This is a genomic window from Isoptericola sp. Y541 (assembly GCF_059445465.1).
In genome coordinates this window covers 277,250-289,243 of record NZ_JCAIUJ010000004.1, presented here as the reverse complement: position 1 = coordinate 289,243, position 11,994 = coordinate 277,250, and the positions used below count along the sequence as shown (strand labels likewise).

General features: G+C 69.5%; 10 protein-coding genes. 4 read left to right on the top strand and 6 right to left on the bottom strand.

Translation table 11 applies throughout. The features are described 5' to 3' along the window. Positions 1 to 22: 22 nt before the first annotated feature. Together rnhA and lpdA are read left to right on the top strand one after the other, a co-directional pair. Positions 23 to 469, top strand: a complete 447-nt coding sequence (gene rnhA, locus AC1C2V_RS11485; protein WP_495389744.1) for a ribonuclease HI — start codon at positions 23 to 25, stop codon at positions 467 to 469. Between the two features lie 82 nt (positions 470 to 551). Continuing rightward, positions 552 to 1,955 carry a dihydrolipoyl dehydrogenase gene (gene lpdA, locus AC1C2V_RS11480; RefSeq protein ID WP_495389743.1) on the top strand — a complete coding sequence of 468 codons (1,404 nt, stop codon included), beginning with the start codon at positions 552 to 554 and terminating at the stop codon, positions 1,953 to 1,955. 328 nt (positions 1,956 to 2,283) lie between these two features. On the opposite strand, the gene AC1C2V_RS11475 is transcribed toward lpdA, so the two are convergent. Continuing rightward, complete coding sequence (locus tag AC1C2V_RS11475) at positions 2,284 to 2,547, bottom strand: hypothetical protein (protein ID WP_495389742.1); 264 nt, start codon at positions 2,545 to 2,547, stop codon at positions 2,284 to 2,286. Between the two features lie 104 nt (positions 2,548 to 2,651). Beyond that, positions 2,652 to 2,828 carry a hypothetical protein gene (locus AC1C2V_RS11470; protein WP_495389741.1) on the bottom strand — a complete coding sequence of 59 codons (177 nt, stop codon included), beginning with the start codon at positions 2,826 to 2,828 and terminating at the stop codon, positions 2,652 to 2,654. A 592-nt stretch (positions 2,829 to 3,420) separates the two neighbouring features. Between AC1C2V_RS11470 and AC1C2V_RS11465 the strand changes: the two genes are divergently transcribed. Continuing rightward, entirely contained in the window at positions 3,421 to 5,049 is a 1,629-nt protein-coding gene (locus AC1C2V_RS11465; RefSeq protein WP_495389832.1) for a sodium:solute symporter family transporter, read from the top strand. Beyond that, positions 5,046 to 5,174: a putative transporter small subunit gene (locus AC1C2V_RS11460; RefSeq protein WP_495389740.1), complete on the top strand. Its 129-nt coding sequence runs from the start codon at positions 5,046 to 5,048 to the stop codon at positions 5,172 to 5,174. Before AC1C2V_RS11465 ends, AC1C2V_RS11460 begins: the two co-directional genes overlap by 4 nt. Before the next feature lie 125 nt (positions 5,175 to 5,299). Here the strand turns inward: AC1C2V_RS11460 and AC1C2V_RS11455 are convergent, their stop codons facing one another. The 4 genes from AC1C2V_RS11455 to AC1C2V_RS11440 all read right to left on the bottom strand — a co-directional run bounded on the left by AC1C2V_RS11455 (position 5,300) and on the right by AC1C2V_RS11440 (position 11,990). Beyond that, on the bottom strand, positions 5,300 to 7,873 hold the full coding sequence (locus tag AC1C2V_RS11455; RefSeq protein ID WP_495389739.1) for a polysaccharide lyase family 8 super-sandwich domain-containing protein: 2,574 nt from the start codon (positions 7,871 to 7,873) through the stop codon (positions 5,300 to 5,302). Between the two features lie 606 nt (positions 7,874 to 8,479). Beyond that, the gene (locus AC1C2V_RS11450) at positions 8,480 to 8,995 is read right to left on the bottom strand and encodes a hypothetical protein (RefSeq protein ID WP_495389738.1); all 516 of its coding nucleotides are present in this window, start codon (positions 8,993 to 8,995) and stop codon (positions 8,480 to 8,482) included. 316 nt (positions 8,996 to 9,311) lie between these two features. Beyond that, on the bottom strand, positions 9,312 to 10,967 hold the full coding sequence (locus tag AC1C2V_RS11445; RefSeq protein WP_495389737.1) for an SIR2 family protein: 1,656 nt from the start codon (positions 10,965 to 10,967) through the stop codon (positions 9,312 to 9,314). A 99-nt stretch (positions 10,968 to 11,066) separates the two neighbouring features. Then, on the bottom strand, positions 11,067 to 11,990 hold the full coding sequence (locus AC1C2V_RS11440) for a hypothetical protein (RefSeq protein ID WP_495389736.1): 924 nt from the start codon (positions 11,988 to 11,990) through the stop codon (positions 11,067 to 11,069). Between the last annotated feature and the right edge of the window lie 4 nt (positions 11,991 to 11,994).

The following is an 11,994-nucleotide window of genomic DNA, read 5'->3' as shown; positions in this document are numbered from 1 at the left end:
CGGGCGAAGCTAGGGTTGCGCCGTGACGCAGACGCAACCCGTGGTGGAGATGTGGACCGACGGGGCCTGCAAGGGCAACCCGGGCCTCGGCGGCTGGGGGGCGCTGCTGCGCTTCGGCGAGCACACCAAGGAGCTCTTCGGCGGCGAGACCGTCACGACGAACAACCGGATGGAGCTCACGGCCGTCGTCGAGGCGCTCCGGACCCTCACGCGGCCCAGCACGGTGGTGATCCACGTGGACTCGTCGTACGTGATGAACGGCATGAAGACGTGGATCGCGGGCTGGAAGCGCAACGGCTGGCAGACCTCGGCGAAGAAGCCCGTGAAGAACGTGGACCTGTGGCAGGCCCTCGACGCGGAGGTCGCCGAGCACGACGTCCGGTGGGTGTGGGTCAAGGGGCACGCCGGCGACCCGGGGAACGAGCGCGCGGACGAGCTGGCGAACCAGGGAGTGGACTCGGTGCGGTGAGGATGCCGCGGTGAAGCTGCTGCCGGTCAGGTGCGACGGACGTCACGCCGCGGCCGGTCGCGCGCGCGAATAGGCTGGACCCATGGCTTCCCACTACGACGTCGTCCTCCTCGGGGCTGGCCCCGGCGGCTATGTCGCCGCGATCCGTGCGGCCCAGCTCGGCAAGTCCGTCGCGATCATCGAGGAGAAGTACTGGGGTGGTGTCTGCCTCAACGTGGGCTGCATCCCCTCCAAGGCCCTCCTACGCAACGCGGAGCTCGCCCACATCTTCAACCACCAGGCCGACTTCTTCGGCATGTCCGGTGACGTGACGTTCGACTTCGGCAAGGCGTTCGACCGGTCCCGTGTGGTCGCGGACGGCCGCACCAAGGGCGTCCACTTCCTCATGAAGAAGAACAAGATCACCGAGTACGACGGCCGCGGTACGTTCCGCGACGCGAACACGATCGAGGTGACGCTCAACGCCGGCGGCACCGAGACCGTGACGTTCGACAACGCGATCATCGCGACGGGCTCCAAGGTCAAGCTGCTGCCCGGCGTCGAGCTCAGCGAGAACGTCGTGACCTACGAGAAGCAGATCATGACGCGCGAGCTGCCGAAGTCGATCGCCATCGTCGGCGCCGGCGCCATCGGCATGGAGTTCGCCTACGTCCTGAAGAACTACGGCGTGGACGTCACGATCATCGAGTTCCTCGACCGTGCGCTGCCGAACGAGGACGCGGACGTCTCCAAGGAGATCGCCAAGCAGTACAAGAAGCTGGGCGTCAAGCTCCTCACCTCCACCGCCGTCCAGACGATCAAGGACGACGGCTCGTCGGTCACCGTCTCCTACAAGGGTGTCAAGGACGACAAGCCCGGCGAGATCGTCGTCGACAAGGTCCTGTCCGCCGTCGGCTTCGCGCCCAACGTCGAGAACTTCGGCCTCGAGAACACCGGCGTGCAGCTCACCGAGTGCGGCGCCATCGGCATCGACGACCACATGCGCACCAACGTGCCGCACATCTACGCCATCGGCGACGTCACCGCCAAGCTCATGCTGGCGCACGTCGCGGAGGCGCAGGGCGTCGTCGCGGCCGAGACCATCGGCGGCGCCGAGACCATGACGCTGGGCGACTACCGGATGATGCCGCGCGCCACGTTCTGCTCCCCGCAGGTCGCGTCGTTCGGCCTCACCGAGGCCCAGGCCAAGGACGAGGGCTACGACGTCAAGGTCGCCTCGTTCCCCTTCATGGCCAACGGCAAGGCGCACGGCCTCGGCGACACCACCGGCTTCGTCAAGATCGTGGCCGACGCCAAGTACAACGAGCTGCTCGGTGCCCACATGATCGGCCCGGACGTCTCCGAGATGCTGCCCGAGCTCACGCTCGCGCAGAAGTGGGACCTCACCGCCGACGAGGTCGCGCGCAACGTGCACACGCACCCGACGCTGTCCGAGTCCGTCCAGGAGTCCATCCACGGCCTCGTGGGGCACATGATCAACCTGTAGTCACCGGGGCACATCGGTTATCGGCCGATCGCCTGGTCAGAGGCCCGGATCTGCGAGTTTCCGCAGGTCCGGGCCGCTTTTCTGCCCGGCTCGATCCCGCCGTTGCGTCGCTGGCGAGCGCGACGGCGGTCAAGCCGGCCGCGACGATGTGTCTGTCGAGCGCGCTGGTGCATCGGGCTGAGTGACGAGATCCCGCTTGCGCCCGACATCGCGTTGCCTCGCGGCCCCAGATTCCCCGCGGGCTTCAAGCACGTGACGTGGCATGCCTTCGGGCAGGCGACGTTCACCACCTCATTCAATTGCTCCGCGTGCGGACCCACAGCAGCACCTATTCGGCGATCGTGACGTGCTCGACGGCCGTCCCACCCGATCGGATCGTGGTCGCCCGTGCGCGGGCGTTGGCGCGGCAGACGCTGCGCTCTCGCCCCGCGGTGTAGGCGTGGTCGATCGTCTCGGGAAGGACGAGCCGCCCGCCCATCTCCGAGTCTTCGTTCCGGCCCTGCCACCATCGCTCCACGGCGCGCTTGCCGGCGGTCTCGCGGTCGGTCTCGACCGAGACGATGTGCAGTCGGTCGTAGTCGGCCTTGGCCACGACTGGAGCAGCCGGTCGCCGTAGGCGGGTGACGCCATCGTGTCCCCTCGATGACAACGTCCAGTCGGTCCAGGAGCGCTGCGCGCCGCACGGCGTTGCACACCTCAGTCGATGTCGACTGCAGCAGCGGGCTCAGTTCGCGGGGGCCGAACCACCCCGCCGTCCGGCAGTGGCCTGCCGAGGTGCTCCACCACGCTCAGCGGCGCGCAGTCCTCGCGGGCCAGCAGCAGCTGGCGCGCCAGTGTCGCCCGGTTCAGCTCGCGCCGGGTCAGGACCTGCACGCTGCGCTCCCCTTATCCGTCACGCTCACATCATCGCCTACAAGGGCCGGCACCGGTCATCAGAGTCTTCGTGCAGGCCAGGGCCTTCTCGCCGAGGGGGAGGCACGGGCTGCGCATGGCCCTTTTGTGGTATAACCATGACCGACGGACCTGGTCGCCGGCGCGTCGCGCCGCACCCGGAGGAATCCTGACGCCAACGTCGCGTCGGCGCGCCCCTGGCGCGAGCCCCCATGGTCCCGTCACCGCCTCGCCGGCCCGGTCGTGTGTCGGCGCACGAACGCCTCGGCCGCGTCGCATCGCCATGCGCCGCGGCCGGCGCCGCTGACGAACGGAAGGAGCTCTGTGCTGTCGACGCTGTCGACCCTGTCGACCTGGCCGGCACGGTACGCACGACCTTGTGCATGCCGCCCCGTCTGCCCCCGACGGGTCCCGCCCGCCTAGCTGCCGTTCCCGCTGCACCCGTCTCACCCGGACCTGCACCAGCTTTCCGGTTCCCTGACGAGAGAGTGAGAACGCCTTGAGCGACCTGCAACAACTTCCTGGATCCGTCGTGATCCTCATCTTCCTGCTGTTCTTCGGCGGCAGCTTCTACATGTCGGTCCGTATCAGCCGGAAGAAGGAGAACGCGGACGGCTACATGACCGGCGGCGGAAAGATCGGGTTCGGCATCTCCGCCGCGTCCATGACCGCCACCTGGATCTGGGCGTCGTCGATGTACGCCTCCGCCACCTCCGGCTACACCTACGGCGTCTCGGGCCCCATCCACTACGGGCTGTGGGGCGCGCTGATGATCCTGCTCATCTACCCGTTCGGGCGCAGGATCCGCGCGGTGGCGCCGCGCGCGCACACGATCGCCGAGGTGATGTTCGCCCGCCACGGGCGCTCGAGCCAGCTCATGCTCGCGGGGTCCAACGTGCTCGGCAGCGTCATCAGCCTCACGTCCAACCTGATCGCCGGCGGGGCCCTGGTCGGCATGCTCACGCCCTACACCTTCACGCAGGGGATCGTCGCCATCGCGGCCGGCGTGCTCCTGTACACGCTGTGGTCCGGCTTCCGGGCGTCGGTCCTCACCGACTTCGCGCAGGTGGTGGCCCTGCTGGGCGCCGTCGTGGTCATCATCCCGGTCGTGTTCTTCGCGGCCGGCGGGCCCGGCCTGTTCGAGACCGGGGCGGCGAACCTCACGCCCCAGCAGGGGGACTTCTTCTCGTCGGACGCGTTCTTCAACCAGGGGGCCCCGTACATCGCGGCCGTGCTGGCCTACGCCATCGGCAACCAGACCATCGCCCAGCGCCTCTTCGCGGTCCGTGAGGACCTCATCAAGAAGACCTTCGTCACGGCGACGTTCGGTTACGGCGCGACGATCATCGGTGTCGGGATGCTCGGCGTCATCGCCCTGTACGCGGGCGTCCAGCCCCTCGACGGCGACGTCAACAACCTCATCCCGCAGATGGCCGCGACCTATCTGAACCCGGCGCTCCTGTGCCTGTTCTTCGTGATGATCATCGGCTCGCTCTCCTCGACGGCCGACTCCGACCTCACGGCGCTCTCGTCGATCATCATGGCGGACGTCTACGGCCAGAACGTCGCGGGCAAGAAGCGTGCCAACCCGCGCACGATGATCCTCATCGGCCGGATCACGATGGTCGTCGCGATCGCGGCGGGGATCGGGTTCGCCGGGGCCAAGTTCAACATCCTGGACCTGCTCGTGTTCGTCGGTGCGATGTGGGGTGCCCTCGTGTTCCCCGTCATCGCGAGCTTCTACTGGGACCGGGTCACGAACGCCGCCTTCAGCATCGCGGTCGTCGCGGGCCTCGCGACCTTCCTGCCGGTGCGTTTCGAGTGGGTCGACCTGTCCGGCGGGCTGGGCATCGCCTCGGACGTCCTGTCCACCCTCGGCGTCGGGGTCGTTCTCGGCCTGATGGCCTTCGGCTTCTTCGGCAAGCGGGTCGCGCTCGTCGTCGGGACGGTCGCCACGGTGGCGGCCGCTCCCTTCGCGATCGGGTTCCTGCACACCTACCCGGTGCTGTCGGGGTCGCTCGTGGCCTACGCGGCCAGCACGCTGGTCTGCGTCGCCCTGACGATGCTGAGCAAGGATCGGTTCGACTTCGCCCTCATCAAGGAGCGCACCGGTGACTTCGACGAGGAGCCGGCGGCCGTGAGCCGTCCGGTCGACGAGCCGCGACGGGGCGAGCCCGTCGCGGCAGGAGAGGGGATCTCATGACGTTCCTGCTGACGTTGTACGTGCTCGTATGGCCGGTCGTCGTGGTCGGCGTGCTCTTCGTGATCGTCAGAGCGTTCTACCGCGAGCTGCGCGCGGCGAAGGCCGAGGGGCGCAGCATCATCTAGCGCCCCGACGGCGCGGACGCGCCTCGTGAAGCCGGCACGGGCCGCACCCCCAGGGGTGCGGCCCGTGCCGTGGGTGTTCGGCCCGCGGGCCGTGCGCACCGCTCGGGTGCGGGTGGCGAGAGTCGTCAGCGCCGGCGCAGCGTCGCGGTGAAGCTCGCGCCGTAGGCCTCGTGCGTGCGGGCACGCACCTCGGTGCCGCCCGGCACCCGGCGCACCTCGACGCCGACGCCCGCCTCGACGACGTCGAGGTGTTGGCCGCGGATCGTCACCGCGACGGCGTCGCGCCGCATCGTCGGGTCCGACAGCGCCACGGACGTGCCGCCGTCGTCGTCCTCGCGCACGAGGACCGACGCGGGGCCGTCGATCGCCAGGTTCCGCACCTGGGCCCCGCGGTCTTCGAACACGTTCGCGGCCGTGAGCCCGAGGCCGGAGTGCCGCACGGCCTGCACGCGCTCGTCGTTCGCGAGCACGATGAGCGGGCCGCGGCGCCCGTAGGCCGCGAGCTGCTCCTGGGTGGCGCCGGGCACGATGGCGTAGGCGAGCTCGGCGCGGCGGCGCCCGTGCTCGACCGCGGCCGTGAACACCCGCTTCGTCGCCGCTGTGTCGGGGTTCGACGTGCGGATCACGCGGCGGCTGCGCGTCACGTCCCCGAGTGTCACGCGCACCGGCGCGGAATCGAGCAGGGCGTAACCGACGGCAACACCCTGCCCCGGGTTGTGCCACCGCAGCCACTCGAGCCGTACCGGGCCGTCGTGCGGCGACCCCTCGTTCAGCGACCCTTCGTTCGGTGACCAGGGGCGACCGTCGCGGCGGCCGCCGGTCACGACGACGCCGTCGTCGGGCGCGGCGATGCGGGAGTCCAGCGTCGTGACGACGTTGCGGCCGTGCGGGTCCCCGATCCCGGCCGCCAGCACGACGACCTCGTCGTCGAGCAGGAACCATGACTTCACCGCGCGGGCGTTCGCGTAGACGACGAAGTCGGCGGGCAGGACGCCGGCCTGAGCGTCGACGTACGGGACGTCGTCGGACAGCACCATGCCCGCGGCGCCGAGCGTGCCGAGCGTCACGCCGCCGGAGAACGAGTTGGTGCCGCGCGGGAAGTAGACATACGTGTTCTGCGACTCGGACGACGACGTGAACCCGAGCGGGTGGCCGGGGTTCTCGTACCAGGGCTGCCCGTACATCTCGGGGACGGTGCGCCGCTCCTCGACCGGCACGGTGGTGCCGGGCAGGCGGTAGGGCGAGACGGTGGTGAAGAAGTCGACGCCGAATGCCTGCGTGTGGTCCTGGCCGGCGAGGTAGAGGTAGAACGTGCCGTCGCCCTGGAACCACGGCATGAGGTTCTCGCCGCTCATGTACTCGTACCTGCTGATCCGGTCCGAGCTGCGCGCCAGCGCGAACGTGTACCCGGGACGGCGGTGCACGGTGCGGTCCATCGCGTTGAAGGCGACCGAGCGCTCGGGCGGGTTCAGGTCCGCCGCGGGCGCGCTTGTGTCCGCGAGGAGGTCGGCGTAGCGGACGACGCTGATCGGCGAGACGAACCGGGCGGGGTCGGGCGGCGTGGGGGACGCCGTCGCCAGGTGGCGGACGTACCCGCCCAGGGCGGTCGCGTTGGCGCCGCTCGTGTAGGCGGTGAGGTCGACGGCGGCCTCGAGGACCGTGGCGACGTCGGCGTACCCGGTGCCGGTCCGCGACACGGCGCGGCCCTTGACGATCTCCATCATCCAGCCGTCGACGATGACGGGCGCGAACCCGTCGCGGACCCAGCCGTGGACGACGTCGGGCAGCTCGGTCCCGGGGGCCGCGGCGGTGCCGTCGAGCAGCTTGACGGTCTGGACGACGCGGGTCAGCAGGGTGCGCCCGTACGAGCCGGTGTAGGCCACCGAGTCGTGCTGGATGAACGAGCCGTCGGCGTAATAGCCGTCGGTGTTGCCGTGCCGGATGTCGTACGGGTCGATCGTCGTGAACACGGTGGACTGGTCGGCGATCGCCTTGGACACGCGGGCGTCGTCGCCGGTGAGCGCGCCCTGCAGCACGCGGTTGGTCGTGATGTCGGCGAGGTTCGCGCCGGTGTGGAAGCGGGAGTCGAGGTCGACGTCGCCGTCCTTCCCGTTGCGCAGGTACGCGTCCATCGAGGCGACGTACGTCGGCACGAGGTCCGGCCGTTCCGCCGCGGCCAGGTCGGCCAGGAGCGCGAACGTCTTGCTGACGCTCGCGGGGATGCCGATCTCCCAGTGGAACCAGTTGCCGTAGTAGCCGGCGTCCTGGTCGCCGTAGTAGCGGGCGTGGAGCCACTCGAGTCCGTCGAGCACACGACGCTGGACGGCGGCGTTCCCCACCAGGTCGGACGCGTAGCCCGGGGTGCAGGTCGCCAGGGCGATCTCGTACAGCCGGAGGAACGAGGTGGCGAGGTTCGGGTCGCTCGTGCCCAACGTGACGCCCGCGAACAGCTCGCCCGGGCCGGCGGCGTCCAGGCCGGCGAGGTGGGAGCGCGCTGAGTCGTGGACGGCCTTGAGCTTGGCCGCCGACTCGGGGCGGGTGTTCGACTCCGCCGTGCCCGCGTAGATCCCGCGCGCGTTCGCCAGCAGGCGTGCGTGGTCCGACGGCGCGTCGGCGCGGGCGCGCAACGGCGCCGCGATCGCGACGAACGCCCCCGCGGGCACCATCGCGAGGACCTGGCGGCGGGACAGCTGCGGCATGACGAACTCCCTTGTTCGGCGGCTGTCAACATCCAACCAACATGACGGCATCCGTGGCAATGATTTCCCTTGGCTCATGACTGGCTGCGCGACCGGGTTGAGTGGCGTCCTCCGGCCATGACCGAACCGGGCAGATCACGACGAGGTTTCTGGTATCAGGTGTGGCGGCCCTTCCGCGCGATGGGGCGCGGCATCGCCCAAGGTGGCGGAAGCGCTCGATCTCATCAGCGTCGTCGTGTACGTCGGACGAGGGATCGTGTGGCTCTTCCGTGGCGCGGGGAGGTTGCTGGCGAATGTCTTCGACGGCTGTTGCCTCCCTGAGGCGCGGTTGTCACGCTGCGATGGCCGTCATGAGCACGAGCGGCGCAAGCGAGTGAGCCGCCGACCCCGAGTGCGCGACGTCATCGGCTGGCGGATGCCGGGGCCGCAGACTCGTTCTGGCAGAGTCGCCCAGAGCGCCCTCGGCGCACTGATCGAGGCGACCACGACGGAAATCTTGATCGCCCTCGGCACCGAATCATGGGCCGAGGCGTCTGCCCACGGGAGTAGGGAATCCCCCCAGGAACAGATGTCGGCCAGAAGTCGTGAGCGTTCGCGCCGGACGAGCTAGCGAGCTGGCACTTCTGGCGGCACGGTGAATTGGGGCTTGTCGCCGACCAGGTGCGTGAGTACCTGCAGGAATCGGAAGCCGTCGTCGCCGTACTGCTTGGTGGACTGGGATGCGATGACAGCCAGCTCGTTGACCCGCCGTGTGAACTCATGGTTGATCACGAGCGCGAAGTCCTCGAACTGCTCGAGTCCCTGGACGATGCCGGGAGGCACTTTGGGGGACCAGAACTCCACCGTGGGGGAGTCGTCCTCGTAGACGTTGCGGGCGTACTGGAGCCCTCGGTCGACCTTCCGCCGGACCGTCTCGACGGACTTGGCGTTCCCGCCATAGTTCAGGTCATCCAGATGGATGGCCACCTCGGCGATCCAGACGGACTGCTCGTCGCCAGCGCCGGCGATTCCGATGACATCGATCTCTCCCTGCTGGTCCGGGAGGTAGGCGTTGTACGCGACGGTGTGGCACCCGCGAACGTGGCGTAGGTACGCGCCGACCAGCGACTCTCCGATCTCCATCGATCACTCCTTCGAACGAAGGTGGCCTCACTGGGAGCCTCGCACACGCCCGCTTGGTGTGACGGTTTCAGGCGGGTGATCTCGGCGGCTGCGCTACGGGTACCCGCTCTGGACCGGGGTAAGGCGACCAGTCGCGCCCAAGTCTGTGGGTGTTCGAGCGGTACGCATTGAGGCGGGCGCACCGAAGCCAGATCGCGGCATTTCGAGCGACCAGCGCTGGACCGGCAGGCCGAGGGCTTGGGCCTGCGACGGTTCGCAAGACGCCCGCTATGGGCAGAGCATCGACGCGAGGGCGAGGACGAGGATGGCAGTTCCCCTAGTGACCCCGAGCCCCGAACGCCTCGAGAGCATCTACGAGCCGGCGCCAGGCGGCGTCGGAGTCAAGTGACCTCGCCCGATCGGCGACTGCGTTGACGTCGTCGACGAGCCGCGCCGTCTCGTTGTCGCGTCCGTGGGTGTAGCGGTGGTCCAGGAGGTAGGGCGACTCGCGGACGGCGTACATCGCCACGGTGTCGAGGAAGACCGCGAGCGCGCGGGCGGCCTGTCGCCGTTCGAGATCCCCTCGCTGCTGGCGATCGTCTGTGGTCTCTTCGCCACGCGGTGCGGGTTCCGGAGCACCGCCGTCGACATCCAGCTGGGGGACCACGACCCTGAACCGGCCCTCCCACAGCCGGCTGAACGCGTCGTCGACGGCGAGGCTGATCACGGTGCCGATGTCCGGACGGCTGCGATCGGTCGTGTCGATCGACTCCCGGAGGCCGGCCACCTCGTAGGCGAACCGGATCAGGTTGTCGTCAGTCATTGATGCTCCGACGACGAGGAGGTGCTTGGTGAGCATGAGCGACTGCACGAGCGAGCCGACCGGCTTCCAGCGGCTGTCGTAATGCACGAACGAGCTCCGTGACAGGACGATCGACTCGGGGTGCTTGATGTCGCCATGCATCTTGAGCAGCCAGGGGCGCTCGCTCGAGGTTCTGGCCCATGGAAGGACGTCGATGGCGGGGTCGACCTCCGTCCCGCGGGCCGCCGCGACGGCAGACTCGTACAGCCGGTCGTAGTTGGTGGTCACTGCCTCTCGCACCTGGAGGCTCGCGAGCAGGGCATGGGCGAGGCTCGGCCGTGCCGTGCCGTTCGCGATGATGTCGGCCACGTGTCGGCCGAGCTCCGCCTCGGAGCCCGCTGGATCGGCCTGTCGGGCGTGCGCCAGGGTGACCTGGACGAGCTCCGCCTGCTCGAGAGGCCCGAGCCTGTCGATCTTGTCCTTGAGCTCGTTCAGGCCGAGACCACGGACGAGCTCCGCCAGAAGCCCGCTCCACGACGGGAGGCCCGCCGCGATGCTTACACCGGCACCGAAGAACAACGCAACCTCGCCTCGACGGACGCGCTGCCCCAGCTCTTCGGCGATCGCGGCGGCGGCCAGGGGCACGGGGGGCCCTGTGTCTCGACGCCGGTGCTGCAGGACCGCGTAATCAGAACGCTCTGAGGCGACGAGGGCGACATCGACGCCGAGCCGGTCTGCGGCGCCGCGCAGGGTGGAAACCAGCGCAGTGATGACCTGTCCTCGTTGCCGACCGAGGCCTCCGCCGCCTGTCCCGACGACGGGCATCGCGATGAGGGGCAGGTCGCGACCCGCTGAGTTCGCGGACCGGACCAGGATCTCGCCCGAGTGCTCGACGATCGCTTCGACGACGCGACGTGCCGTTTGGCCCACCTCGGACGGCGAGCCCGCGACGACATCGAGGAACCACACCCGGGGCACGGAGTCGCCTGCAGGCTTCTGACGCGCGGGCAGTGCGGCGCCGCGGGCCCAGTCCTCGGGTCGTAGGTCGTCCCAGGTGTCTTCTAGCCCGAGGCCGGCGGAACTGCGCCACGAGTTCCCGACGGCGAACCATGCGTCCGTGGGGATGACGACGGCGTCGGCGCTCAGCGCGTCGAGCCGACCGTTGACCACGAAGAGGTGCCCGGGCGTCATGCGGAAACGTTAGGGGACCACGGCCGGCGTTGCGCGCCGGGCGGAGTCGCGACGAGAGGAGCGCCGGTCCGTAACATTTGCCTCCCCTCCCCCGCTCGCTCAAGGTCTACTGCGCGGCTGCATCCTCCGGTTCGCGCTCGAGCCCGGAGGCAGGCTCGTCGGGCGACGGATCTTCGGCTCGTCGACGTCGGAGCAGGGAGCCCACAGCCTCGGCAGCACCGGCCGCGGCACCTTTGATGGTCGAGCCGGCGTCCTCGACGGCGGAGCGGGCGCGGGGCTTGTCCGGGATCCCGTCGCCGTCGAGGTCGACCGAGCGGAACGCCTCGGTAGCACGCTCGAGGAGCTGGGCAGCGGGACCTTGGCGGCATCCGGGACGTCCGGTGCGTCCGGGCCGAGCTCGACCGTGGCCAGGTAGGTCAGCGCGCGATCGATCGCCGTGAGTTTGCGCTCGAGTTCCTTGAGCGCCGGCGCGCCCTCGTCCGAGATCGGCTTGAGGCGGGCGAGATCGCGGCGGAGCGCGATCCCCGTCTCGGCGAGGTTCTCCCAGGTGGACAGGTCCTTGTCCAAACCCTGCCTCTTCCGCAGAATCGCGGCGGTGAGCTGCGTCGACACGAAGGCCTCGACAGCTTCGGCCGTGGTCGCGGGGCTCGCGAGGCCCGCGGCCACCCCGCCGCCGGCGCCGACGAGTGCACCGGCAGTCAGCAACCCCCCGACCATCCCGCCGGGGCCGAACGCTGCGAGCGCGCTGGTGATGGCTGCCGCTCCCGCCACCCCGGGGGCGGCAGCGAGAACGAGCCCTCCGGTGGCGACGACGAGAGATGCTGCTCCGAGGCCGACGGCGGCCCACTTGATCCAGTTCGTGCCGTCGCCCGAGAGTGCCCTGTCCGCAGTCCCTTCGGCAGCGACCAGGTCGCGAGCGAACTGTCTCCCCAGACCCATCTCGATGGTCAGGTCCTCGAGCGCCTCCACCCTGACCGCGACGGAAACGTTGATCTCGATGGGCTGGACGATATTCGTCGTCATGATG

What these genes read in the sequence shown, in the direction of transcription:
- lpdA (WP_495389743.1), top strand. Translation starts at nt 552, where the DNA reads ATGGCTTCCCACTACGACGTCGTCCTCCTCGGGGCTGGCCCCGGCGGC.
- AC1C2V_RS11465 (WP_495389832.1), top strand. Translation starts at nt 3,421, where the DNA reads ATGTCGGTCCGTATCAGCCGGAAGAAGGAGAACGCGGACGGCTACATG.
- AC1C2V_RS11460 (WP_495389740.1), top strand. Translation starts at nt 5,046, where the DNA reads ATGACGTTCCTGCTGACGTTGTACGTGCTCGTATGGCCGGTCGTCGTG.
- AC1C2V_RS11455 (WP_495389739.1), bottom strand. Translation starts at nt 7,873, where the DNA reads ATGCCGCAGCTGTCCCGCCGCCAGGTCCTCGCGATGGTGCCCGCGGGG.
- AC1C2V_RS11450 (WP_495389738.1), bottom strand. Translation starts at nt 8,995, where the DNA reads ATGGAGATCGGAGAGTCGCTGGTCGGCGCGTACCTACGCCACGTTCGC.
- AC1C2V_RS11445 (WP_495389737.1), bottom strand. Translation starts at nt 10,967, where the DNA reads ATGACGCCCGGGCACCTCTTCGTGGTCAACGGTCGGCTCGACGCGCTG.
- AC1C2V_RS11440 (WP_495389736.1), bottom strand. Translation starts at nt 11,990, where the DNA reads ATGACGACGAATATCGTCCAGCCCATCGAGATCAACGTTTCCGTCGCG.